The sequence below is a fragment of the Variovorax sp. Root318D1 genome (genome assembly GCF_001424835.1).
In the GTDB taxonomy this organism is placed as follows: domain Bacteria; phylum Pseudomonadota; class Gammaproteobacteria; order Burkholderiales; family Burkholderiaceae_C; genus Variovorax.
The window spans coordinates 190,399-212,955 of sequence record NZ_LMCQ01000023.1; the positions used below are offsets into that span (position 1 = coordinate 190,399).

At 66.4% G+C, this 22,557-nt stretch carries 18 protein-coding genes; 9 read left to right on the plus strand and 9 right to left on the minus strand.

Translation table 11 applies throughout. From position 1 onward, the window contains the following. Nucleotides 1-73: 73 nt before the first annotated feature. On the minus strand, nt 74-1,882 hold the full coding sequence (locus ASC78_RS21790; protein ID WP_082517624.1) for an ABC transporter ATP-binding protein: 1,809 nt from the start codon (nt 1,880-1,882) through the stop codon (nt 74-76). Between the two features lie 225 nt (nt 1,883-2,107). Between ASC78_RS21790 and ASC78_RS21795 the strand changes: the two genes are divergently transcribed. Beyond that, on the plus strand, nt 2,108-2,776 hold the full coding sequence (locus tag ASC78_RS21795) for a hypothetical protein (RefSeq protein ID WP_055806150.1): 669 nt from the start codon (nt 2,108-2,110) through the stop codon (nt 2,774-2,776). 40 nt (nt 2,777-2,816) lie between these two features. Here the strand turns inward: ASC78_RS21795 and ASC78_RS21800 are convergent, their stop codons facing one another. Genes ASC78_RS21800 through ASC78_RS21815 form a run of 4 tightly spaced genes read right to left on the minus strand, consistent with a single transcriptional unit; the run spans nt 2,817 to nt 6,210 of the window. Next, nucleotides 2,817-3,623, minus strand: coding sequence for a PPK2 family polyphosphate kinase (locus ASC78_RS21800; protein ID WP_055806153.1), 807 nt, complete (start codon nt 3,621-3,623; stop codon nt 2,817-2,819). A gap of 51 nt (nt 3,624-3,674) precedes the next feature. Further along, the gene (locus tag ASC78_RS21805; RefSeq protein ID WP_055806156.1) at nt 3,675-4,109 is read right to left on the minus strand and encodes an RNA-binding S4 domain-containing protein; all 435 of its coding nucleotides are present in this window, start codon (nt 4,107-4,109) and stop codon (nt 3,675-3,677) included. Nucleotides 4,110-4,111: 2 nt separating this feature from the next. Next, nucleotides 4,112-5,533, minus strand: a complete 1,422-nt coding sequence (locus ASC78_RS21810) for a sensor histidine kinase (protein WP_055806160.1) — start codon at nt 5,531-5,533, stop codon at nt 4,112-4,114. Then, the gene (locus ASC78_RS21815; RefSeq protein ID WP_055806162.1) at nt 5,530-6,210 is read right to left on the minus strand and encodes a response regulator transcription factor; all 681 of its coding nucleotides are present in this window, start codon (nt 6,208-6,210) and stop codon (nt 5,530-5,532) included. Before ASC78_RS21815 ends, ASC78_RS21810 begins: the two co-directional genes overlap by 4 nt. A gap of 127 nt (nt 6,211-6,337) precedes the next feature. On the opposite strand from ASC78_RS21815, the gene ASC78_RS21820 reads away from it, so the two are divergent. From ASC78_RS21820 to ASC78_RS21830, 3 genes are all read left to right on the plus strand, one after another. Then, nucleotides 6,338-7,297 (plus strand): tripartite tricarboxylate transporter substrate binding protein, encoded by a 960-nt coding sequence (locus ASC78_RS21820; protein ID WP_055806165.1) that lies wholly within the window; start codon nt 6,338-6,340, stop codon nt 7,295-7,297. A gap of 178 nt (nt 7,298-7,475) precedes the next feature. Next, nucleotides 7,476-8,012, plus strand: a complete 537-nt coding sequence (locus ASC78_RS21825) for a tripartite tricarboxylate transporter TctB family protein (RefSeq protein WP_055806168.1) — start codon at nt 7,476-7,478, stop codon at nt 8,010-8,012. 1 nt (nt 8,013) lies between these two features. Next, nucleotides 8,014-9,528, plus strand: a complete 1,515-nt coding sequence (locus tag ASC78_RS21830) for a tripartite tricarboxylate transporter permease (RefSeq protein ID WP_055806170.1) — start codon at nt 8,014-8,016, stop codon at nt 9,526-9,528. Between the two features lie 217 nt (nt 9,529-9,745). Here ASC78_RS21830 and ASC78_RS21835 read toward each other — a convergent pair whose 3' ends face one another. The 4 genes from ASC78_RS21835 to ASC78_RS21850 are packed head-to-tail and all read right to left on the minus strand — an operon-like array spanning nt 9,746 to nt 16,297. After that, a complete protein-coding gene (locus ASC78_RS21835) occupies nt 9,746-12,856 on the minus strand; it encodes an efflux RND transporter permease subunit (RefSeq protein WP_055806172.1) in 3,111 nt (1,036 codons plus the stop codon). Then, nucleotides 12,853-14,085 (minus strand): efflux RND transporter periplasmic adaptor subunit, encoded by a 1,233-nt coding sequence (locus ASC78_RS21840; protein ID WP_055806175.1) that lies wholly within the window; start codon nt 14,083-14,085, stop codon nt 12,853-12,855. The genes ASC78_RS21835 and ASC78_RS21840 overlap by 4 nt, the downstream gene beginning before the upstream one ends. Then, the gene (locus ASC78_RS21845) at nt 14,082-15,575 is read right to left on the minus strand and encodes an efflux transporter outer membrane subunit (RefSeq protein ID WP_055806177.1); all 1,494 of its coding nucleotides are present in this window, start codon (nt 15,573-15,575) and stop codon (nt 14,082-14,084) included. Before ASC78_RS21845 ends, ASC78_RS21840 begins: the two co-directional genes overlap by 4 nt. Further along, nucleotides 15,572-16,297 carry a CerR family C-terminal domain-containing protein gene (locus ASC78_RS21850; protein ID WP_055806180.1) on the minus strand — a complete coding sequence of 242 codons (726 nt, stop codon included), beginning with the start codon at nt 16,295-16,297 and terminating at the stop codon, nt 15,572-15,574. Before ASC78_RS21850 ends, ASC78_RS21845 begins: the two co-directional genes overlap by 4 nt. A gap of 158 nt (nt 16,298-16,455) precedes the next feature. Here ASC78_RS21850 and ASC78_RS21855 point away from each other — a divergent pair, with 158 nt between their 5' ends. From ASC78_RS21855 to ASC78_RS21875, 5 genes are all read left to right on the plus strand, one after another. Next, complete coding sequence (locus tag ASC78_RS21855) at nt 16,456-17,997, plus strand: sigma-54 interaction domain-containing protein (RefSeq protein ID WP_055806760.1); 1,542 nt, start codon at nt 16,456-16,458, stop codon at nt 17,995-17,997. 199 nt (nt 17,998-18,196) lie between these two features. Further along, on the plus strand, nt 18,197-19,384 hold the full coding sequence (locus ASC78_RS21860; RefSeq protein WP_055806182.1) for a substrate-binding domain-containing protein: 1,188 nt from the start codon (nt 18,197-18,199) through the stop codon (nt 19,382-19,384). 168 nt (nt 19,385-19,552) lie between these two features. After that, on the plus strand, nt 19,553-21,010 hold the full coding sequence (locus tag ASC78_RS21865) for an extracellular catalytic domain type 2 short-chain-length polyhydroxyalkanoate depolymerase (RefSeq protein WP_055806184.1): 1,458 nt from the start codon (nt 19,553-19,555) through the stop codon (nt 21,008-21,010). 39 nt (nt 21,011-21,049) lie between these two features. Beyond that, the gene (locus tag ASC78_RS21870) at nt 21,050-21,814 is read left to right on the plus strand and encodes an ABC transporter ATP-binding protein (RefSeq protein WP_055806187.1); all 765 of its coding nucleotides are present in this window, start codon (nt 21,050-21,052) and stop codon (nt 21,812-21,814) included. Next, entirely contained in the window at nt 21,811-22,530 is a 720-nt protein-coding gene (locus tag ASC78_RS21875) for an ABC transporter ATP-binding protein (protein WP_055806190.1), read from the plus strand. The genes ASC78_RS21870 and ASC78_RS21875 overlap by 4 nt, the downstream gene beginning before the upstream one ends. Nucleotides 22,531-22,557: the final 27 nt, after the last annotated feature.

The window sequence follows — 22,557 nt, forward strand, 5'->3', positions numbered from 1 at the left end:
GCCAAGCGTGTTAACGCTTTAAAACGCCCCGCAAGGGGCGTTTTTCATTGGCATGCCCCGCAAGGGGCGTTTGTCATTGGGAAATCTCACTCTCCCCAGGCGCAACCAGTCGCTGCAGCATCGGCTGTCGCTTCAGCACCGCGTCGCGCGGCCCGGCGTCGAGAACCCGGCCGGCTTCCATCACCACCACGGTGTCGAAGCGATCGAGCAGGCTCAGGCGATGGATCGACGCGATCACGCAGGCGCGTGGGAAGGCATTGGCAATTCGCTCCAGCACACGCGCCTCGGTGCCGGCGTCGAGCGCGCTGGTGGGCTCGTCGAGCAACAGCAGTGAACTGCCCTCGGCCGCCAGAACGCCGCGCGCCAGGCAAAGGCGCTGGCGCTGCCCGCCTGACAGGTTGAAGCCGCGTTCGGACACGGACGTTTCGAGGTCGCCATTCGTGGCCCTGAGCACTTCGTCGAACGCGCTCACGTGCAGTGCCGCGCGCAGCGCGTCGTCGGAGAGCGGTTGGCCAAACGAAAGGTTTTCGCGGACGCTGGCTTCGAACACTTCGGTTTCCTGCGGGATGAGCGTGGCGATGCGGCGCAGCTGCGTCCAATCGGCCGGCCGGCCGTCGATGGAAAGCGTGCCTCCGTGCGGTGCGTACAGGCCCGCCAGCACGCGCAGCAAGGTGCTCTTGCCGCCGCCGCTTGGGCCGACGAGCGCGATGCGTTCGCCGCGGCGAAGCGTCAGCGTCACGGCCTCGAGGCCACCACGCACCGGCTCGCCGTCGGACGGCGCTGCCGAGCCGCGTGGAGCGTAGTTCCATTGCAACGCTTCGATCTCCAGCGTCTTCCACGCAGCATCGGGATCAATGCGCTCATGTTCGGGCACCCGGTCGGGCGGGTTTTCTTCCGCACTGCCGATGGGCGCCTGCCAGATAGGCTCGGCACTGCTGTAGTCGGTATGCATGCGCGCGAAGAACGAAAAATTGGCCGCAACCGACGTCACCACGCCGGCAGCCTGCTGCGCGTACTGGTAGATCATGAACACCGCGCCCAGCATCACGGCCTGGCCCGGGGTGCGTGCCTGCCACACATAGATCACCACCAGGCCCCAGGTCAGCGCCAGGCCCATCAGATCGACCGCGAACCACTTGCCCTCGTTGAGAATGACCGTGCGCTTCAGCGGCTTCGAAACGGCGGCCATGCGGCGGCGCAACAGCAGCCGGGAGGCACCCTGCAGGCGAAGGCCGATCACTGTCGAGGCATTGCCCAGAAAGTCGAGCAGGGCCGCCACGTAGCGGCGGTCGGCGTCGTTCTCGGCGCGGGCCAGGCGCATCAGCGCCCGGTCGATCTGCACGATGACGATGGCGATGAGCACATAGCCCGCCAGGGCCGTGAGGCCGCTGCTGCGCGACAGCAGCGCCAGCGCGATCAGCGGCCCGACGAAGTTGACGGCGTTCGTGAGCCAGATGAACTGGTTCTGCGCAAAGTCGGACAGTGCCCGGCTGGCCTGATGCACGCGGTGCTGCAGTTCGCCCGAATGGTGGCTGTTGTGCCACACCAGCGGCGCGGCGGCAAGGCGGGCATAAAGCCGGTCCGCCAGCGCCTCGCGGACCTTCACGCCCACGTTGCGCTCGAGGATGCGGCCAGGCCCATGCAAGGCCCACGCGCCGATGTATACGCCTGCCAGCGTACCGATCCAGCGGCCGGCGGTGCCGAACTCGTTGCGCTGCAGTGCGTTGATGGCCTGGCCGGCCAGGTAGGGCAAGGCGAGCCGGATCAGCTGCGATGCGCCGAGCAGCGCCGTGGCCCCCAGCAACTGCCCGCGGGCGCCAGCGGCGAAGTGCCATAGGGCTGCATAAAGTTCGCGGATCGCGCTGCCGGGGTTCGTGTTCATGCAGTGTCGGGGTCGTGATCTCGTTTCTCGAAGAAGCTTGGCGGCGTGCGGTAGATCGTTTCATGAAAAAAGCGACTTCGCCGCGCATCTGCGGTATTTCCGAAGCCTGTAGCCAAAAGCATTCAAGCCGCTGGCCGTCGCGAGGTTGCGACAAAATTGGCGCAAAAGTAACCATCTGTATGGTTAAATCGACGGAAATATCGCGAAAGAGGACGAGGGAATTCCATGAAGCTGCTGCTGAGCATCGTGTGCGCCGTTGTTGCATTGGCCGGGTGCGTCAGCACGCCGCCGACTCCGACGCAGCCCGGAACAGGATCGGGCCTGTCGTATGTGCCGATGGTGGCCATGGAGGGCGTCGACAAGGCTCGCTATGACAGCGACGTGGCCGATTGCCGCACTGCGGCAACCCGGATCACCGCGCGTAGCGAGTCTGGCGACGCCATGTGGCTGGCGTTGGGCCTCGGGTTGATCACCGTGCACGGCCAGGGCATTGTGGCTGCGGCTGCCCAGGGGGGCATCGCGGCTGCGGCGATCGACATGTCTTATCGCCCCGACGCCAGCGTGATTGCCGAGCACCAGCAGATCGCAATCGTGCACTGCATGGCAAAGCGCGGTTATCGCAATCTTGACCCCAACGTGCGGGACACCTTCTACGGCCACTCCTTCAATCCGGAGATCGTTCTGGCCCCGCGCCGAACGGGTGTGGACACGTACAACGCCGAAGTGGTCGCCAAGGCGGGCCAGTGCAACATCCAGCCGCGGGCGGAACTGATCGCGAAGGGCCCCGGCTACGAGTCGTACAACGTACCGTGTTCGAACGGCGCGAACTTGCCCGTTCGCTGCGAATTCGGCAAGTGCCGCGTGCTGGGCCAAGCGACCAGCCGCCGCTCCTGACGCTCGCGAGCGCTGCGCAATCCGCGCAGCACTCGCCCGATCACTTGATGATCATGCCTTTGAGCGCGGGTTCCGCGCCCGGCACCTTGAGCTTCATTTCCCGGAGCGTCTTCATGAGCAGCCGGGCAATCATGAGATTGCGGTGCCGCTTGTGGTTGGCGGGTATCACGTACCAGGGCGCGTGCTCGGTCGAGGTTGCGCGCAGCGCCTTGTCGTAGGCCTCCTGGTAGGCGTTCCACTTGGCGCGCACCTCCAGGTCCCCCAGGCTGAACTTCCATTGCTTGCCGGGCGTGTCGATGCGTGCCTGCAGGCGTTCGCGCTGCTCGTCCTTGTCGATGTGCAGCATGCACTTGACGATGACCGTGCCGGTCTCGACCAGCAGGCGCTCGAAGTCGTTGATCTGCGCATAGCGGCGCCTGGCTTCGGCCTTGTCGATCCAGCCCTCGACCACCGGCACCAGCACGTCTTCGTAGTGGCTGCGGTTCCACACCGCGATTTCGCCCGCGCGCGGCACGACCGCATGGCAGCGCCAGAGATAGTCGTGGGCGCGTTCGTCGTCGTTGGGCACCTTGAAGGCCGTGACCCGGACACCCAACGGAGATGTGCGCGAAAAAACCCAGCGCACCGTGCCGTCCTTGCCGCTGGTGTCCATGCCTTGCAGCACCAAGAGGACCTTGCGGCGGCCTTCGGCATGCAGCAGATCCTGCATCTCGTCGAGTTCGACCGCGAGGGCGTCGATTTCGGCGACCTGCGCGGCCGTGTTTCCCTCGAGAAAGGGTGTTTCGCCGGGACTTACCTGCGAGAGTTTGAAGGTGCTGCCGACGCGGTATTTCTTGAGGCTGGCCATGAACCGGGCTCCGTGCAAAAACACGCAGCGTACGCGATCGGCAGCGGGCGATCAGCGATCGGTGTCGTCCGGATCGATGGACGCGCTCCACCGGTTGTCCCAATCGGCATGCCGTGCAGCGCCGTCGAGCTCGCGCCGGTCGCGCTTGGTCGGCCGGCCTTGCACGATGGCCAGGGCCGGCTCGCTGCCCATGCGGCGCTGTTCGCGCATCGCAGCCTGCGCGGCAATGCTCTCCGGCGTTTCTTCGTAGAGTTGCTGCGCCACGGGCGCCGGACCTCGTTGGCCGCTCAGACCGCGCACCATGACAGTCCGCGTCACTGCGCCCAAGCGAATGGCAACGGTGTCCCCGGCCTTGACCTCGCGCGAGGCCTTGGCGATGTCGCCATTGACCTGTATCCGGTTCTTGCCGATCTCATCCGCAGCCAGGGAGCGCGTCTTGAAGAAGCGGGCGGCCCAGAGCCATTTGTCGATGCGCAAGCGATCCATATTCAGGAATTGTGGTGGTAGACAGGGAGCCGCACGACAGCGTCGAGCCCGACCACCTGTGCGGAATTTTCCTGCACGCTGCGGTTGTCCAGGCTGATGCGCCCGCCCAGCGCCAGCACGATTTCGCGGCAGATTGCGAGGCCCAGCCCGGAGCCGCTGGCCGTGTCGCCGGCGGAGAAGGGCGCGAACAGGCGCTGGCGCAGTTCGGCCGAAATGCCGGGCCCCTCGTCGCGCACCGTCAGCACGGCTTCGTCCTCGTCGGAGCGCACCACGACGGAAAGCGCGCCGCCCGGCGGACTCTGCTTGATGGCGTTGTGCAGCAGGTTTCGCGTGAGCTCCTGCAGCATCCACTGGTGCGCGCGCACCATCACGGGGTGGTCGATGTCCAACTCGAAATCGAGCGACTTGTCGGCGATCAGCGGCGAGAGATCCAGCGCAATCTGCCTCACCACCTCGCCGAGTTCCAGCGGAACCGATTCCGGCTGCTGCCGCAGCTGCTCGACCTTGGCGAGCGACAGCATCTGGTTGGCGAGCGTGGTCGCGCGCTCCACCGTCTGGCTGATTTCGCGGAGCGCCTGTTCCGGCGCCACATCGCCGCGCCTTGCCGACTGGACCTGCGCCTTCAGCACGGCCAACGGCGTGCGCAACTGATGAGCACTGTCGCGCACGAAGCGCTTCTGGTGGTCGAGCAGGCGCTGCAGCCGGCCCATGACCTCGGTGGTGGCGTCGACCAGCGGCCGCAGTTCACGCGGCGCATCGGGCGCATCGATGGGTGAAAGGTCGTCGGCCGCGCGCTTCTCGATGGCTTCGCCGAGTTCCCGCACTGGCCGCGTGGCGCGTTGCACCACCAGCACTGTGACCAGCGCAATCACGCCCATCAGCAGCAGCTGGCGCCACAGCATGTCGACGAGCAGCTTGCGCACCAGCGTTTCGCGCAGCTCGAGGGTTTCGGCCACCTGCACCACGGCCATGCCGCGGCCGCGGCCGCTGGACACCGGCTGCAGCAGCACCGCCATGCGGACCGGCTGGCCGCGAAAGCTCGCGTCGTAGAAATCGACCAGCGCCGAATAGGCCCCGCGATCAGGGATGCGGCCGCGCCAGAACGGCAGTTCGCCAAAGCCCGACACCATTTCGCCATCAAGCGCCGAAACCCGGTAGAAAAGCCGACTGCGGTTGTCGGCCTCGAAGGCCTCGAGCGCGGAGTAAGGCACGATGGCGCGCAGCCGTGCTGCTTCGTCGTAGCCTTCCACGTCGAGCTGTTCGCCGATGGTCTTGGCCGACGCGAGCAAGGTCCGGTCGTAGGCGGTGGTGGCCGCGGCCAGGCTCTGCCGGTACAGGCTCACGCTGTTGATCACGATGAACAGCGCCACCGGCGCGAGAATGCCGAACAGCAGCCTCGCGCGCAGCGACAAGGCGGCCTTCATGGTTCCGCGCGCAAGAGATAGCCCAGCCCGCGCAGCGTCATCAGCGCGGCGCCGGTGCCCACGAGCTTCTTGCGCAGGCGATACACCACCACCTCGACGGCCTCGTATTGCACGTCGGTCTCGCCCGGAAACACGAGCTCGAAAAGCCGTTCCTTGCTGACCGCATGGCCCGGCTTCATCATCAGCGCCTTGAGCAGCGCCAGTTCGCGTGGCGTGAGTTCCAGGATGCCGCCACGGTGGTAGATGGCGCCGCTTTCGGGCTCGAAACGCAGGCCGCCGACCTCCTGCGGATTCAAGATCACGTCGGTGCCGGCATTCTGGTGGCGCCGGCGCAACGCCCGGATGCGCGCCTCCAACTCGTCGAGATCGAAGGGCTTGGGAAGGTAGTCGTCGGCCCCGGCATTCAGGCCCATGATGCGATCGCCCACCGTGCCGCGGGCGGTCAACAGCAGCACGGGCGTGCGAAGCCCCGCAGCGCGCGCCTCGGCCAGCACCTGGAGGCCGTCCAGGTTCGGCAGGCTCAGGTCGAGCGCCACCACGTCGGGCTCCAGGGCGCGCCATTGCTCGACGGCCAAGGCGCCGTCGCCGCAGATGCGCACGTCGATCTTGCTGCGGGCGAGGGCGCGCTGCAGGGTAACCTGCATCGAGGGATCGTCTTCGACCAGCAGCAGCTTCATGGGGCGTGGAGGGGGAATGGTACTTCGGTGTTTTCCCCAGTCCGGTGGACAGCCAACTGACAGCAGGGCGGCGCATGATAGCGGCTCAGGTCCAAGTCAGGTTTTCTTTAGTTACCAGGAGACATCGATGCGTCGCGACACCTTTTTGAAGTCATTGGCCGCGCTGGCCGCCGTCGGAGCGTTGCCGTTGTCGGCACGCGCTGCAGCCAACGTCAAGATGATGATTCCAGCCAACCCGGGCGGTGGCTGGGACACCACGGGCCGCGCGCTGGGCAAGGCTCTGACCGAATCCAAGCTGGCCGACACGGTCACCTACGACAACAAGGGCGGCGCCGCCGGCGCACTGGGCTTGGCCCAATTCGTGAATGGCTCCAAGGCCGACCCGAACGCACTCATGGTGATGGGCTCCGTCATGCTCGGCGGCATCATCACCGGCAAGCCGCCGGTCAGCCTGTCGCAGGCCACGCCCATTGCGCGCATGACCACCGAATACAACGTCTTCGTGCTGCCGGCCAATTCGCCGTTCAAGACCATGAAGGACGTGGTCGATCAGCTCAAGAAAGATCCCGGCAGCGTGAAGTGGGGCGGCGGTTCGCGCGGTTCCACCGAGCACATTGCCGCGGCCATGATCGCGCAGAAGGTCGGCGCCGATCCGTCCAAGATCAACTACGTGGCCTTCCGGGGCGGCGGCGAGGCCACGGCGGCCATTCTGGGCGGCAACGTCACCATCGGCGGGAGCGGCTACAGCGAGTTCGCCGAGTACATTGCCGCCGGCAAGATGAAGGCCATTGCCGTCACGTCCGCCCAGCGCCTGCCGGGCATCAACGTGCCTACGCTCAAGGAGCAGGGCATCGATGTCGAGATCGGCAACTGGCGCGGCGTGTACGGTGCCCCTGGCATCACCGCCGACCAGCGCAAGGCTCTGACCGACATGGTGCTGGCCGCCCTCAAGAGCCCATCGTGGGCCGAGACGCTCAAGAAGAACGACTGGACGCCGGCCGTGCTCTCGGGCGAGGCGTTTGCCAAGTTCGTCGACGACGACTTCGCCAGCTTGCGTGCCATCATGGTCAAGTCCGGAATGGTCTGACTTTGGCTCGCCCCCAGGCTCCGCGCACTTCGTGTCGCTTCTCCCTCCCCCTACCGGGGGCAACACCAGAGGCCCGGCAGAGCCGGTTCCTCGGTGTTTCTGGAAGGGGATGGGGGCTCTTTCGATAGCGAGGCCTATCAACGGGCCTCCTTCTTTTCCCTGACTGTGGGAGCAAAAAATGACAACTCCAGAATCCTCGGTCTCGCCGCAACCCGCGGCCATATGGCCGCAAACGTTGGTTGGTGCCGGCGTGCTGCTGACCGGTCTGGCGCTGGCTTTCGGCGCCATCGGCATTCCTTCCGAAGCCGGCTATGGCGGCGTCGGGCCCAACTTCCTGCCGTGGCTGGTGTCGGGCGTGCTCACGCTGTGCGGCGGCTGGATCCTGTGGGAAGCACGCACCGGCGGCTTTCGCGAGCTTGACGCACCCACAGGCGCCGAGCGGGCCTACTGGCCGGGCTTCGTCTGGGTTTCGGCGGGCCTGCTGCTCAATGCGGCGCTTATCACACAGCTCGGCTTCATCCTGAGCTGCACGTTCTGCTACGTGCTGGCGGTGCAGGGCTTGCGCCGCGCGAGTGGACAGCCTTCGGCCAATCTGCCGCGAACCTGGGCCATCGATTTGCTGACCGGCGCGCTCATTGCCGCACCTGTGTTCTGGATGTTCACCAAGTTCCTGGCCATCAACCTGCCGGGCCTGACGACCACCGGCTGGATCTGACATGGAAATCTTCAACGCACTCATGACGGGTTTCGCCGCGGCGATCACCCCTGTCAATCTGCTCTGGTGCCTGGTGGGCTGCGCCCTCGGCACGGCCGTCGGCGTGCTGCCGGGCATCGGGCCCGCCGTGGCGGTTGCCATGCTGCTGCCGATCACCGGCAAGGTCGAGATCACGGCCTCGATGATCTTCTTCTCGGGCATCTACTACGGCGCCATGTACGGCGGCTCGACCACGTCGATCCTGCTGAACACGCCGGGTGAAACGGCCAGCATGGTCACTGCGATGGAAGGCAACAAGATGGCCAAGAGCGGACGGGCGGGCGCTGCGCTCGCCACCGCTGCCATCGGCTCCTTCGTGGCCGGCACCATCGCCACGGTCATCGTCACGCTGTTCGCGCCGTTCGTGGCCGAGTTCGCCGTGAAGCTCGGGCCGCCCGAGTATTTCCTGCTGATGCTGCTGGCCTTCACCACGGTGAGTGCGGTGCTGGGCAAGAGCACGCTGCGCGGCATGACGGCGCTGTTCGTCGGCCTGGCTGCCGGCTGCGTCGGGCTCGACCAGATCTCGGGCCAGGGCCGCTATACCGGCGGCATTCCCGAACTGCTCGACGGCATCGAGATCGTGCTGGTGGCTGTGGGCCTGTTTGCGGTGGCCGAAGTGCTGTACGCCGTGCTCTACGAGGGCAAGGTGGTCGAAGGCCAGAACAAGCTGACCCGCGTCCACATGACGTCGCGCGACTGGAAGCGCTCGATTCCTGCATGGTTGCGCGGCACCGCCATCGGCACGCCGTTCGGCTGCATCCCGGCCGGCGGCACCGAGATCCCGACCTTCCTGAGCTATGCGACGGAAAAGAAGCTGGCCAAGGATGCGGATGCCAAGGCCGAGTTCGGCACCAAGGGCGCCATCGAAGGCGTGGCCGGCCCCGAGGCCGCCAACAACGCCACGGTGACGGCAGCGCTGATCCCGCTGCTCACGCTCGGCATTCCGACCTCGAACACCACCGCCATCCTGCTCGGCGCATTCCAGAACTACGGCATCCAGCCGGGTCCGCAGTTGTTCACCACCTCGGCCGCATTGGTGTGGGCGCTGATCGCGTCGCTGTACATCGGCAACGTGATGCTGCTGGTGCTGAACCTGCCGATGGTCGGCCTCTGGGTCAAGCTGCTGAAGATTCCGAAGCCGCAGCTCTACGCGGGCATCTTGATTTTCGCAACGGTCGGTGCCTACGGCATGCGCCAGAGCGCGTTCGACCTGTTCCTGCTGTACGGCATTGGCCTGCTCGGCGTGGTGATGCGGCGCTTCGACTTTCCGACCGCTCCTGTGGTGGTGGGCATGATCCTGGGGCCTCTGGCCGAAGCGCAGCTGCGCAATGCCATGTCGATCGGCGAGGGCAGTGCTGCGGTGTTCTTCCAGCGGCCTATGTCGATCACGCTGGTGGTCATCATTGTGGCTGTGCTGGTGTTGCCGCGTGTGGCGAAGCGCATGAGTGAGCGGAAGTTGGCTCGGTTGGCGGTCTGACTCTTACTGCCCTCTTTTGAGGGCGCGAAGGATAGTTGGTTTTATACCGCCGCGCGGCGGTTACTTCCCGAGGCCGGGTGTCGCCCCGGCGGGCGACTCACTTTCTTTTGCTTCGCCAAAAGAAAGTGAGTCCGCCGCCGGGCGGATATCCCGGCCTCGGGAAACAAACAGCGCGCAGCGTCAAAGAAGCTACGCCACCTCAAAGAGAGAACAAGAGTCAGCCAGCCTGCCGCTCGACCAAGTCATCATCGATATGCGGATCGGCCGGCTGCCCCCGCACCTTCCGCACAGTCCGCCGAATCCAGTGCTCGATGTCGTCCACATAAGTGAACACAGCCGGCACCACCAGCAGGCTCAACACGGTAGACGTAATCAGCCCCCCAATCACCGCCATCGCCATCGGCGACCGGAAGCTCGAATCGGCCGCGCCCAGGCCCACCGCAATCGGCAGCATGCCCGCACCCATCGCCAGCGTGGTCATGATGATGGGCCGGGCGCGCTTGTGGCAGGCATCGCGCAGGGCCTCCCACCGGGTCATGCCGTGATCGCGGCGCGCCACGATGGCGTACTCCACCAGCAGGATCGAGTTCTTGGTGGCAACGCCCATCAGCATGATCAACCCGATCAGCGATGGCATCGAAAGCGCCTTCTGCCCGATGAGCAGGCCCACGAAGGCGCCGCCAAGCGCCAGCGGCAGCGCGCAAAGAATCGTCACCGGATGCAGGAAGTCCTTGAACAGCAGCACCAGCACGATGTAGATGCACAGCACGCCCGTGAGCATCGCAAGGCCGAAGCTCGCGAACAGCTCGGTCATCACTTCCGCGTCGCCGACCTCGGTCACGCGCACGCCGGGCGGCAGCTTCTGGATCGAGGGCAGCGCCGTCACCGCGGTCTTGGCATCGCCGAGCCCGACGCCTGAAAGCTCGATCTCGAAGTTGACATTGCGCGAGCGGTCGTAGCGGTCGATGACGGCCGGACCGCCTTCCATCGTCAACGAAGCCACCTGGCTCAGCATGACGGGACCGCGCGCGCCGGGCACCGAGAGGCGGCCGAGCAGGTCGAGATTCTGCCGCGCCGAGTCTTCGAGCTTCACCACGATGGGCACCTGCCGCTGCGCAAGGTTGAGCTTGGCCAGTGCCTGGTCGTAGTCGCCGAGCGTGGCCACGCGCAGCGTCTCGGCGATGGCTGAACTGGTCACGCCCAGGTCGGCTGCGCGCGCGAAGTCGGGGCGCACGGCGATCTCGGGGCGCACGAGGCTCGCGGTCGAGGTGATGTTGCCGAGGCCGGGAACCGTGCGCAGGTCTTTCTCGACCGCGCTTGCCGCGCTGGCCAGCGCCGCCGGGTCTTCACCGGTGAGCGCGAGGATGTACTTTTCACCCGAGCCGCCGAGGCCCACGGTGCTGCGCACGCCGGGCAGGGTTTCAAGTGCCGTGCGGATCTGGTTCTCGATCACCTGCTTGCGCGGGCGGTCGCCACGCTCGTCGAGCTTGATGGTGAGCGTGGCCTTGCGGGTTTCGGGCGTCCCGAAGTTGGCGAAGGGATCGCCGCCCGCGCTGCCGCCCGCCACGGTGGTGTAGACGCTTTTCACGTGCTTGATCTGCATCACGCGGCGCCGCGTTTCTTCAGCGGCCGCAGTGGTCTGGGCGAGCGTGGAGCCGGGCGCGAGCGAGAGGTAAATCTGCGTCTGCGAGTTGTCGTCCGGCGGAATGAAGCCGGTCTTCAGCAGCGGGATCATCGCCAGCGAACCGAAGAAGAAGAGGGTGGCCAGCACCATCGTCTTGAAGCGATGGTGCGTGCTCCATTCCACCGCGCGCATGTAGGCCGTGAGCCAGCGCGGCTCCTTTTCGGCGCCGACCACCGGCTTCAGGATGTAGGCCGCCATCATGGGCGTGAGCACCCGCGCCACCACCAGCGAAGCGAACACCGCCAGCGAGGCCGTCCAGCCGAACTGCTTGAAGAACTTGCCGGCGATGCCGCTCATGAAGGCCGTTGGCAGGAACACCGCAATCAGCGTGAAGGTGGTGGCGATCACCGCCAGGCCGATTTCGTCGGCCGCTTCCATGGCGGCCTCGTAAGGCGACTTGCCCATGCGCAGGTGACGCACGATGTTTTCCACCTCCACGATGGCGTCGTCCACCAATATGCCCACCACCAGCGAGAGCGCGAGCAGCGAGATCACGTTGACCGAGAAGCCCAACAGGTGCATGCCGATGAAGGCCGGGATGACGGACATCGGCAGCGCCACGGCCGAGACGAAAGTGGCGCGCCAGTCGCGCAGGAAAAGCCACACCACGATCACCGCCAAGATGGCGCCCTCGTACAAGAGGTGCAGCGAGCCGTCGTACTCTTCTTCCACCGGGTCGACGAAGTTGAAGGCTTCCGTCAGTTCGATGTCGGGCCGCTGCACACGCAGGTCGGCCAGCGCTTTTTGAATGGCGCGGCCCACCTCCACCTCGCTGGCGCCGCGGCTGCGGGCCACTTCGAAGCCGACCACCGGCTTGCCGTTCAGCAGCGCGGCGGCGCGCGGCTCGGCGATGGTGTCGCTGATGCGCGCCACCTGGTCGAGCCGCACGCGCCGGCCATCGGAGAGCGCAATCTGCATGTCGGCGAGCTGGTCGGCCGACTGCACGGTGGCCATGGTGCGCACCGGCTGCTCGCTGCCGCCCAGGTCGATGCGGCCACCGGCGCTTTCGGTCTGCACCTGGCGCAGCTGGCGCGAGATGTCGGCCGCCGAGGCGCCGAGCGCCTGCAGCTTGGCCGGATCGAGGTCGACATGCACCTGGCGCGTGACGCCACCCACACGGTTCACCGCACCCACGCCCGGAAGCGCGAGCAGCTTCTTGGTGATGTCGTTGTCCACGTACCAGCTCAGCGCCTCGATGTCCATGCGCGCCGAGGCGATGGTGAAAGCCAGCACCGGCTGGGCCGCGAAGTCGAGCTTTGTGACCACCGGATCGCGCACATCGGCCGGCAGGTCGGCGCGCACACGCTGCACCGCGGAGCGCACGTCGTCCACGGCTTCCTGCACCGGCTTTTCGAGTCGGAACTCGACGATCAGCGTGGCGGCGCCGTCCTGCACCTTGGTGGTGATGTGCTTGAGGCCCTGCACCGTGGCGATGGAGTTCTCGAGCTTGCGCGCGACGTCGGTCTCCAACTGCGAAGGCGCGGCACCGGGGAGAGCCGCCGAGACCGTCACGGTCGGCAGGTCGATGTCCGGAAAGTTCTGCACCTTCATCGCGTTGAACGACAGCAGCCCACCGAAGGTGAGCAGCACGAACAGCATCACCGCCGGAATCGGGTTGCGGATGGACCATGCGGAAACGTTCATGGCCGTGCCTTCGTATCGTTCGCGTCCTGCTTGCCCGCGGCGGCCGAGGCCGGCGCCGCGGCGGGCTGTGCACCCGCAGCTGCAGGGGCGGACGCCGGCACGACGCGCACCAGGTCGCCGTCGTTCAGGAAGCCGGCCCCTTGCACCACGATCTGCGCGCCTTCGGGCAGCGCGCTGGTGATCTCGACACGCTCACCGACGCGGCGGCCGGTCTGCACCTTCAGCTGCGCCACGCGGTTGTCGGGCAGCAGCATGAAGACGTTGTTGAAGCCGTCGCGCGGAACGATGGAGGTCTGCGGCACGGTGGGCGCCGAGCTGCGGCCGAGCTCGAAGTCGCCGCGCGCGAACATGCCGGCCTTGATGCCGGTGTTCTGCTGCACGTTGGGCAGGTCGACGTAGACCAGCGCCGCGCGCGTTTGCGGATCGACCGTGGGCGCGATGCTGCGCACCTTGCCGCGCACCTGCGCGCCGCTGGCGCTGACCACGAAGGCCGTGGTGCCCACCGCGATGCGGCTGAGCTCGGCCGAGGTGACCTCGGCGCGCCATTCGAGCCGGCCCTGGCGGATCAGCCGGAACAGCTCGGTGCCGGAGGCCACCACGCTGCCGACCGTGGCGGTGCGCGATGAGATCACGCCGTCGTCGGGGGCCAGAACCTGCGTGTTGCGACCGCGGACCTGCTGCGCGGCGAGCACGGCTTCGGCGGCCTCGACACGTGCCTTGGCGGTCTGCTCGGCGGTCTGGTACTGGTTGATCTGCTGCTGGCTCAGCGCGCCCGTGGCCTGCAGCGTGCGGGCACGCGCCGCGTTGCCGGCTGCGTCGGCGGCGGTGGCCCTGGCTTCGGCCAGCGAGGCACGCGATTGCGCGATGTCCGCCTGCACCGTCTCGGGCGAGAAGACGGCGAGCACCTGGCCCTTCTTCACCAGGTCGCCCACGTTCACGCGCACTTCGGCGAGCCGGAGCCCGGTGGATTCGGAGCCCACGATGGCCTCCTGCCAGGCGGCCACATTGCCGTTGGCCGCAAGCGTCAGCGTGAGTTCGGTGAGTTCGGGCTTGGCGACCGTGACTGTCAACGTCGGCCGGGCAGCCGGAGCACCCGCCTTGTCCTTGGCGGCCGCCGCCGGGGCGCCGGACTCGCTCGCCGGCTTGCGTGTCAGCCACACGGCCGCCGCAATGACGATGACGAGCGCCAGCAGCGCGATGGCAAGGGTGGAGCGTTTGATACTTTTCATGGCGACGTCGCGACCTTGGCGGCCGGGTTGGAAGTCATCGGGGGCGATTCGGGGCGGGCCCACCCGCCGCCCATCGAGCGGTAGAGCGCAACCCAGGCCTGGGCGCGTTCGCGTTGCAGCGAGACGCGCGCGGTCTGAGCGGCAAAGAGCGTGCGGCGCGAATCCTCGAGCTCAAACAGGCTCGCCAGGCCGCTGCTATAGCGGGTCTGGGTGGCGTCGAAAGAGGCCTGGTAGTTCTTCACCGCGGAGTCGGCGTCGGTGGCGCGCGCGTCGGTGGCGTCGAGGTTGACCAGTGCTTCCTCCACCTCGCGCACCGCCTGCCGCACGTTCGCGCGGTAGAGCGACACGGCTTCGGTGTAGCGCGCCTTGGCCGCATCGCTGTTGGCCGCGCGTGCGCCGAAGTCGAGCAACGGCACGGTGAGCGACACCGGGCCAATCGACCAGGTGTCGAGCGATTCTCGAAAGCCGCTGGTGCGGATCTGCATGCGGCCGATGGAGCCCGAGATGCTGAGCTTGGGATAGCGCTCGGCTTCGGCGGAACCCACGTCGGCGCTGGCCGATGCCACGCCGAGCTCGGCCGCGTACACGTCGGGCCGCTGCGAGATGGCCTCGGCCGGCACGCTGGCGATGCTGCCGACCACGGGCAGCGCACGCTGCGCGGGCGAGGCGGCCAGCTTCTGTTCGAGCGTGGGCTCGTCGATGCCGCTGAGCGCCACCAGCGCCTTACGCTGTACCGCGCACTGGGCGCGCTGCTGCGTGAGGCGGCCCGAGGCATCCGAGGCGCTGGCGCGCGCCAGCGCGGCGTCGGCCGGCGCAGTGAAGCCGGCGCGCGCCGACAGGTCCGTGAGGCGCGCGGTTTCGCCGCGCGATTTCGCATCCGATTCGGCCACGCGCAGCTGCTGCTGGCAGGCGCGCTCGGCGAAGTAGGCGTTCGCGGTTTCGGCCGCGACGGCCACGCGCGCGTCATGCCATTTCGCGGTGGCGCCGCTCAACTTCTGCTCGGCCGAATCGCGATCGGCGCGCAGGCGGCCGAACAGGTCGATCTCCCACCTGGACTGCAAGCCGGCTTGCAGCGTGGTCACCGGCGCGATGGCCGCACTGCTGCTGGTGGACGAGGAGGCCGTCGTGCCGCCCGCGCCGAAGGAAGAGCCCGACACACCGCGGCTGGCCGACAGCGTGCCATCCAGGTTGGGCAGCAGCGCGGCGCCGGCCTGCACGCGCGTGGAGCGCGCCTCGGCCACGCGCGCGGCGGCGCTCGCGAGATTGGGGCTTGCGGTTTCGGCCGCGGCAATCAGTTCGACCAGCAACGGGTCGTCGAGTTGGCGCCACCAGTCGGCCAGCGAAACCACCGAACCGCCGTGGGGCAGCGGCGCATGCCACTGCGGGGGGAAGGGCGCCTCCACCGTGGCCGGCGGGCGAGTCAGGCCGCAGCCGGCAAGGCCGAGGCCCAAGGGCAGGCACACGGTGGCAAACCATCGGAGTCGTCTCATGTCTTCTTTCTCCCGGAGCGGGCAGCAGGTACGGCCGCGGGCTTGGCAATGGCTTTGCGGCGCAGGGCTTCGGCCTCGACCAGCGCAACGGCGTAGCCGGTGAGGCGCTGCGCCCAGGTGTCCACGTTTTTCGGCGTGTTCAGCAAAGAGGGGCGTATGGCGTCGACGAGATCCTGGCTCACGAAAAGCTGCACCGCGAGCCCGGTGATGGCGAAGGTCAGGCGATGCACGTCGTCGTCGGGCCGCGCAAGACCCAGGCGGCGGCACAGCACGCCGGCGATGGCGATGTGCGGCGCCTTGATGTCGCGCTCGAATTCCTTGGCCCACTGGCTGGTCGGCTCGAGCATCTCGCGCATGTGCAACTGGATGCATTGCCGCACGATCTCGCCCTGCTTGAGCGGCTCGACCATGCGGGTGAAAAAGATGCGCAGTGCTTCTTCCATCGGCAGATCGGGCGCGTCGTACAGCGAAACGAAGTCTCCGGCATTGCCGCCCATCGGCTCGCCGAAGGTGGCGGCATACAACCCGGCCTTGTCGCCGAAGTAGTAGCTGATGGCCGAGATGTTGACGTCCGCCGCGCGTGCAATCTCGCGGGTCGAGGTCTTGGCATAGCCGTTGGCGGCAAAGAGCGCAAGGGCGGCATAGAGGAGGCGCTGGCGCGCTTCGAGTCCGTCGCTGCGCGGCGCGCGGGCGGAAATGGCTTGGAGGGCTGGGGCGCTCATGCCGGCGATTAGACCATTGTGGGCAATCAAACGATTGATTTACTTATGCCCACATGAGGGCTTTCTTCTCACTGTCCGGCCAATGCGCATTCTGGGCATTTTCCAAAGACGCATTGATGCTCGATTCGCAGGCGATTGATGCGCGCTACGATCCGCCCATGTCTGCTGTTCCGCCCGTTTCCGCACCGCCCGCTTTACCCGCTCTGCCTCTGGATGCCGACGGCATCCTCGCGTTGGCCGCGCGATCGATGTTCCATCTGTTCTCGAGCATCAGCCAGGGCATGTTCCTGGTGGATCGCAGCGGGCGCATCGTGTGGGTGAACGAAGGGTACCGGCGCTTCCTGCCAGCGCTGGGCTTCTCATCGATCGACGAGTTCATGGGCCATATGGTCGAGGACGTGATCCCCAACACGCAGATGCGGCGCGTGCTCGAAACCGGCGAGCCGATCCTGGTCGACCTGCTCACCAACAAGGCGGGTACTTTCGTTGTCAGCCGCATTCCGCTGCGTGCCGAAAGCGATGGGCGCGAGGGCAGGGCGGGAGAGGTCATCGGCGCCATCGGCATTGTGCTGTTCGACCAGCCCGAAACCACGCTGCAGCCGCTCATCAGCAAGTTCGCGCTGCTGCAGCGCGACCTCGACGACGCGCGGCGCGAGCTCGCGAGCCAGCGCAACAACCCGCTCTACCAGCACGCGGCCGACGGGCAGCGCCGCTCCAAGTACACCTTTGCCAGCTTCATCGGCAGCAGCCCCGCGGCGGTGGAGGTGAAGCGCCATGCGCGGCGCGCCGCGCAGTCCACGAGCCCGGTGCTGCTGCTCGGTGAAACCGGCACCGGCAAGGAACTGCTCGCGCATGCGATCCACGCATCGTCGGCACGCGCCAAGGGGCAGTTCGTCAGCGTCAACATCGCGGCCGTGCCCGACACGCTACTGGAGGCCGAATTCTTCGGCTTCGCGCCGGGAGCCTTCACCGGTGCCGACCGTCGCGGCCGCGAGGGCAAATTCAAGCTGGCCGACGGCGGCAGCCTGTTCCTCGACGAGATCGGCGACATGCCGCTCGGCCTGCAGGCCAAGCTGCTGCGTGCGCTGCAAGAAGGGGAGATCGAGCCGCTCGGCTCCAACAAGCTAGTGCCCTTCGATGCGCGCGTGATTGCCGCCACCTCGCGCGACCTGCCCGAGCTGGTGCGCCGCGGCCAGTTCCGCGAAGACCTGTACTACCGCCTCAACGTGTTGCCACTGCGTGTGCCGCCGCTGCGCGAGCGCCGCAGCGACATTCCGGCGCTGGTCGAGGCATTGGGCGAAGACATGGCGCTGCGCAGCGGCGAGGCGCCGCCCGAAGTCACTCCCGATGCGCTGGCGCTCCTTGCCGGCCAGCATTGGCGTGGCAACATCCGCGAGCTGCGCAACGTGCTGGAGCAGGTGACCATGCGCAGCGACTCGCAGCGCATCGATGCCGCGCAGCTCGAACGCATCCTTCGCGAAGCGGGGCTCGAGCAGATCGAGCTGCCCGATGCGTCGCACGCGCCCGGCGACGAAGATGGCAACCTGCTGCGTCCGTTGGCGCAGCAGATCGCGGAGTTGGAGCGCAAGGCGATTGCCGCCGCGCTCGCGGCCACGGGCAACAACAAGCTGGCCACGTCCAGGCTGCTCGGAATTTCGCGCGCCACCTTGTACGAACGGATGACGAGCCAGGGTCTTTGACCGACCCTCGGAGAGCGGGGCAGGCGCACTCTCGAAAACCCTGACTGAAAAACAAACACATGCCTGAAAAAAACACACAACAAGTGTTCTAAGTTCAGTCGATGCTGGCTTCTTCCCAATGAAGAACCCTTTGTTATCAACATGTTAATGGGTGGCACGAACTGTGCAATATTCAGTCACCTATTTCAGGAGACAAAGAATGAACCGTCGCCACCTCGTAGCCCTGGCCGCACTCGCCACCTGCGCCGCCGCAGCCCCCGCATGGGCCCAGTCCAACGAAATCCGCATTGCGCACATCTACAGCAAGACCGGTCCGCTCGAGGCCTATGGCAAGCAGACGCAGACCGGTTTCACCATGGGCCTGGACTACGCCACCGGCGGCACGATGACGGTCAATGGCAAGAAGCTCGTGGTCATCGAGAAGGATGACCAGGGCAAGCCCGACCTTGGCAAGTCGCTGCTGGCGGCCGCGTATTCCGACGACAAGGCCGCGCTGGCCGTGGGCCCCACCGCTTCAGGCGTGGCGCTGGCCATGCTGCCGGTGGCCGAGGAGTACAAGAAGATCCTGATCGTGGAGCCGGCGGTTGCCGATTCGATCACCGGCGACAAATGGAACAAGTACATCTTCCGCACCGGCCGCAATTCGAGCCAGGACGCGATCTCCAACGCGGTGGCCATCGACAAGGCCGGCGTGACCGTGGCCACGCTCGCGCAGGACAACGCCTTTGGTCGCGACGGCGTGAAGGCCTTCGGCGCCGCGCTCAAGAAGGCGAAGCTGGTGCATGAGGAATATCTGCCCCCCGCCACCACCGACTTCACGGCCGGCGCACAGCGCCTGATCGACAAGCTCAAGGACCAGCCGGGCCGCAAGATCATCTGGATCGTCTGGGCCGGCGCGGGCAATCCGTTCAAGATCGTCGACCTGGACCTGAAGCGCTACAACATCGAGATCGCGACTGGCGGCAACATCCTGCCGGCCATGGCGGCCTACAAGAACCTGCCGGGCATGGAAGGGGCGGCGTACTACTACTTCGGCATCCCGAAGAATCCGGTGAACGAAGCCCTCGTCGCGGCGCACTACAAGGAGTTCAAGACCCCGCCGGACTTCTTCACGGCCGGCGGTTTCTCGGCCGCGATGGCGGTGGTCACCGCGCTCAAGAAGACCGGCGGCGACACCGGCACCAACAAGCTCATCACCGCCATGGAAGGCATGAGCTTCGACACGCCCAAGGGCAAGATGACCTTCCGCAAGGAAGACCACCAGGCGATGCAGTCGATGTACCACTTCAAGATCAAGAACGACCCCGCCTTTGCATGGGGTGTGCCGGAGCTGGTGCGCGAGATCAAGCCTGAAGAGATGGACATCCCGATCAAGAACAAGCGCTGATCGGCACCCCGATACCGCGGTCCTGAGGCCGCGTCCCTTTCGCCCCGGCATGGCCGCCGGGCGAAGCGCCAGCCTGCGCCTTCGTGGCGGACGTGGCAGCGCAACCAATGGCCCATTCGTCAGCAATCAAGCAAGCGTTCGACGCGCCTGCAATGCAAGGAGACAGCGATGGCAGCGATGCGAGGGAACTGGAAGGGATTGGCCGCGGCTGCGGCAATGGCGTTTGGCGTGTATGCCTGCACGGCCACTGCGGCGGTGCCGCTGCCGTCGCTGGGCGCAAACCCGGCGGAGGTGAGCGTGTCCGGCCTCTCGGCGGGCGGCTTCATGGCTGTGCAATTGCACGTGGCCTATTCGGCCACCTTCAAGCGCGGTGCCGGTGTGGTGGCCGGCGGACCGTACTACTGCGCAGAGGGCTCGGTGGTCAATGCCACCGGCCGCTGCATGGCGCACAGCACCAGCATTCCGGTTTCGACCCTCGTGAGCACCACCAACAGCTGGGCCGCCAGCGGTGCGATCGATCCGGCATCGAACATGAGCGGCTCCAAGGTGTACCTGTTTTCCGGCACCTCGGACAACACCGTCAAGCCAGCCGTGATGGACGACCTGAAGACCTACTACCAGAGCTTCGTGCCCACGGCCAATACGGTCTACAAGAACACCATTGGCGCCGGCCACGCGATGGTCACGGACGACTTCGGCGCCGCGTGCAGCACCACCGCCGCGCCCTACATCAACAACTGCGGCTTCGATCTTGCGGGCGAGATCCTGCAGCATCTCTATGGCCCGTTGAACCCGCGCAACAACGGGACTCTGGGCGGCACGTTCACGGAGTTCAACCAATCGGAGTTCATCTCCGGCCACGGCGTGGCCGCCACCGGCTGGATCTACGTGCCGCAGGCCTGCACCACCACCTCGTGCCGCGTGCACATGGTGCTGCACGGCTGCAAGCAGAACTACACCGACGTAGGCGATCAGTACGTGCGCAAGACCGGCTACAACCGCTGGGCGGACACCAACAACATCGTGCTGATCTATCCGCAGACCAGCACGGCGGCCACCAACAGCTGCTGGGACTGGTGGGGCTACGACAACGCGAATTACGCGAAGAAGTCGGGCCCGCAGATGGTGGCGCTCAAGGCCATGGTCGATCGCGTGACCGGCTCCGGCGGCGGCTCGTCGCTGCCAGCGCCCACCGGCGTGGGCACATCCGGCGCGACCAGCAGCAGCATGGTGATCGGCTGGGCGGGTGTCTCCGGCGCGAGCGGCTACAACGTTTATCGCGGCGGCAGCAAGGTCAACGCCGCGCCGGTGGCCGGCACCAACTACACCGACAGCGGCCTGGCCGCGTCGACCACCTACAGCTGGACCGTGGCGGCATTGGACGCCAGCAATGCTCAGGGCGCGATGTCGGCCGCGGCCACGGGCACCACGCTTGCCGGAAGCGGTGGCGGCGGCACCTGCTACACCGCCAGCAATTATGCGCACACCGTGGCCGGGCGTGCCTACGCCCTGTGGGGCCTCACCTATGCCTACGGCTCAGGGCAATCGATGGGGCTGTGGAACATCTACGTCACCACCACGCTGAAGCAGACCGGTCCGAACTACTACGTGATCGGCAGCTGTTGAGCGCCGATCTACACCGACTTTCATTTGCAATGACCAACGATGCTTGAGACGAAAGACCTGACCATCCGCTTCGGCGGGCACGTGGCCGTCAACAGCGTGAGCTGCGCCTTCGCGCCGGGCACGCTGACGGCCATCGTGGGCCCCAACGGCGCGGGCAAGACCACCTACTTCAACCTGATCTCGGGCCAGCTCAAGGCGAGCGCGGGCACGGTGTCGCTCGACGGGCAACCGCTCTCAGGCCTGTCGCCATCGGCGCGCACGCACGCAGGGCTGGGACGAGCCTTTCAGCTCACGAACCTGTTCCCCAACCTCACGGTGCTGGAGAACGTGCGCTTGGCGGTGCAGGCCACGCGCGAAGGCGCGCATCGCCGCGGTCTCAACCTGTGGAGCATCTGGAGCGACCACAAGGCGCTGACCGAACGCGCCGACCAGATCCTGGCCGACGTGGCGCTGAAGTCGCGCGAACATGCCACGGTGGCCAGCCTGCCGCACGGCGACCAGCGCAAGCTCGAGGTGGCACTCTTGATGGCGCTCGAGCCCAAGGTCTTCATGTTCGACGAACCGACGGCCGGCATGAATGCGGCCGAAGCACCCGTCATCCTCGACCTGATCCGTAAGCTGAAGCAGGACAAGAGCAAGACCATCCTCCTGGTCGAACACAAGATGGACGTGGTGCGCGAACTCGCGGACCGCATCATCGTGCTGCACAACGGCACGCTCGTGGCCGATGGCGAACCGGCCGAGGTGATTGCCTCGCCGGTGGTGCAGGAGGCGTACCTCGGTATCGCGAAGGAGGCCGCATGAACCTGCTCGAACTACAAGGCGTGCACACGCACATCGGGGCGTACCACATCCTCCACGGTGTCGACCTCGCTGTGCCCAAGGGCCAGCTCACCATGCTGCTCGGCCGCAACGGCGCGGGCAAGACGACCACGCTGCGGACCATCATGGGCCTGTGGCATGCGTCGGAGGGCCGGGTGCGCTTCGGCGACAAAGACATCACCGCCATGCACACGCCGCAGATCGCGGAGCTTGGCATTGCCTACGTGCCCGAGAACATGGGCATCTTCTCCGACCTCACCGTGAAGGAGAACATGCTGCTCGCCGCGCGTGGTGCCAAGAACGCTGCGCAGATCGACGACACGCGGCTGAAGTGGATCTTCAAGCTGTTTCCCGCGGTCGAGAAGTTCTGGAATCACCCCGCCGGCAAGCTCTCGGGCGGTCAGAAACAGATGCTCGCGGTGTCGCGCGCCATCGTCGAGCCGCGCGAGCTGTTGCTGATCGACGAGCCCAGCAAGGGCCTCGCGCCCGTGATGATCAACAACATGATCGATGCGTTCGGCGAGCTCAAGCGCAGCGGGGTGACGATCTTGCTGGTGGAGCAGAACATCAACTTCGCCCAGCGCCTGGGCGACAACGTCGCGGTGATGGACAACGGCCGCGTGGTGCACAGCGGCTCGATGGCGGCGTTCTCCGCGGATGCGCAATTGCAGCAATCTCTTTTGGGTCTAGCGCTATGACGAACGTGATGTCTTCTTGTCCCCTCT

Bases quoted from the DNA above. Each gene is read 5' to 3' on its own strand.
- ASC78_RS21845 (WP_055806177.1), bottom strand. From the start codon at position 15,575: ATGAGACGACTCCGATGGTTTGCCACCGTGTGCCTGCCCTTGGGCCTC.
- ASC78_RS21805 (WP_055806156.1), bottom strand. From the start codon at position 4,109: ATGGATCGCTTGCGCATCGACAAATGGCTCTGGGCCGCCCGCTTCTTC.
- ASC78_RS21835 (WP_055806172.1), bottom strand. From the start codon at position 12,856: ATGAACGTTTCCGCATGGTCCATCCGCAACCCGATTCCGGCGGTGATG.
- ASC78_RS21870 (WP_055806187.1), top strand. From the start codon at position 21,050: ATGCTTGAGACGAAAGACCTGACCATCCGCTTCGGCGGGCACGTGGCC.
- ASC78_RS21800 (WP_055806153.1), bottom strand. From the start codon at position 3,623: ATGGCCAGCCTCAAGAAATACCGCGTCGGCAGCACCTTCAAACTCTCG.
- ASC78_RS21850 (WP_055806180.1), bottom strand. From the start codon at position 16,297: ATGAGCGCCCCAGCCCTCCAAGCCATTTCCGCCCGCGCGCCGCGCAGC.
- ASC78_RS21875 (WP_055806190.1), top strand. From the start codon at position 21,811: ATGAACCTGCTCGAACTACAAGGCGTGCACACGCACATCGGGGCGTAC.
- ASC78_RS21815 (WP_055806162.1), bottom strand. From the start codon at position 6,210: ATGAAGCTGCTGCTGGTCGAAGACGATCCCTCGATGCAGGTTACCCTG.
- ASC78_RS21860 (WP_055806182.1), top strand. From the start codon at position 18,197: ATGAACCGTCGCCACCTCGTAGCCCTGGCCGCACTCGCCACCTGCGCC.
- ASC78_RS21830 (WP_055806170.1), top strand. From the start codon at position 8,014: ATGGAAATCTTCAACGCACTCATGACGGGTTTCGCCGCGGCGATCACC.
- ASC78_RS21790 (WP_082517624.1), bottom strand. From the start codon at position 1,882: ATGAACACGAACCCCGGCAGCGCGATCCGCGAACTTTATGCAGCCCTA.
- ASC78_RS21840 (WP_055806175.1), bottom strand. From the start codon at position 14,085: ATGAAAAGTATCAAACGCTCCACCCTTGCCATCGCGCTGCTGGCGCTC.
- ASC78_RS21810 (WP_055806160.1), bottom strand. From the start codon at position 5,533: ATGAAGGCCGCCTTGTCGCTGCGCGCGAGGCTGCTGTTCGGCATTCTC.
- ASC78_RS21865 (WP_055806184.1), top strand. From the start codon at position 19,553: ATGGCAGCGATGCGAGGGAACTGGAAGGGATTGGCCGCGGCTGCGGCA.
- ASC78_RS21820 (WP_055806165.1), top strand. From the start codon at position 6,338: ATGCGTCGCGACACCTTTTTGAAGTCATTGGCCGCGCTGGCCGCCGTC.
- ASC78_RS21825 (WP_055806168.1), top strand. From the start codon at position 7,476: ATGACAACTCCAGAATCCTCGGTCTCGCCGCAACCCGCGGCCATATGG.
- ASC78_RS21795 (WP_055806150.1), top strand. From the start codon at position 2,108: ATGAAGCTGCTGCTGAGCATCGTGTGCGCCGTTGTTGCATTGGCCGGG.
- ASC78_RS21855 (WP_055806760.1), top strand. From the start codon at position 16,456: ATGTCTGCTGTTCCGCCCGTTTCCGCACCGCCCGCTTTACCCGCTCTG.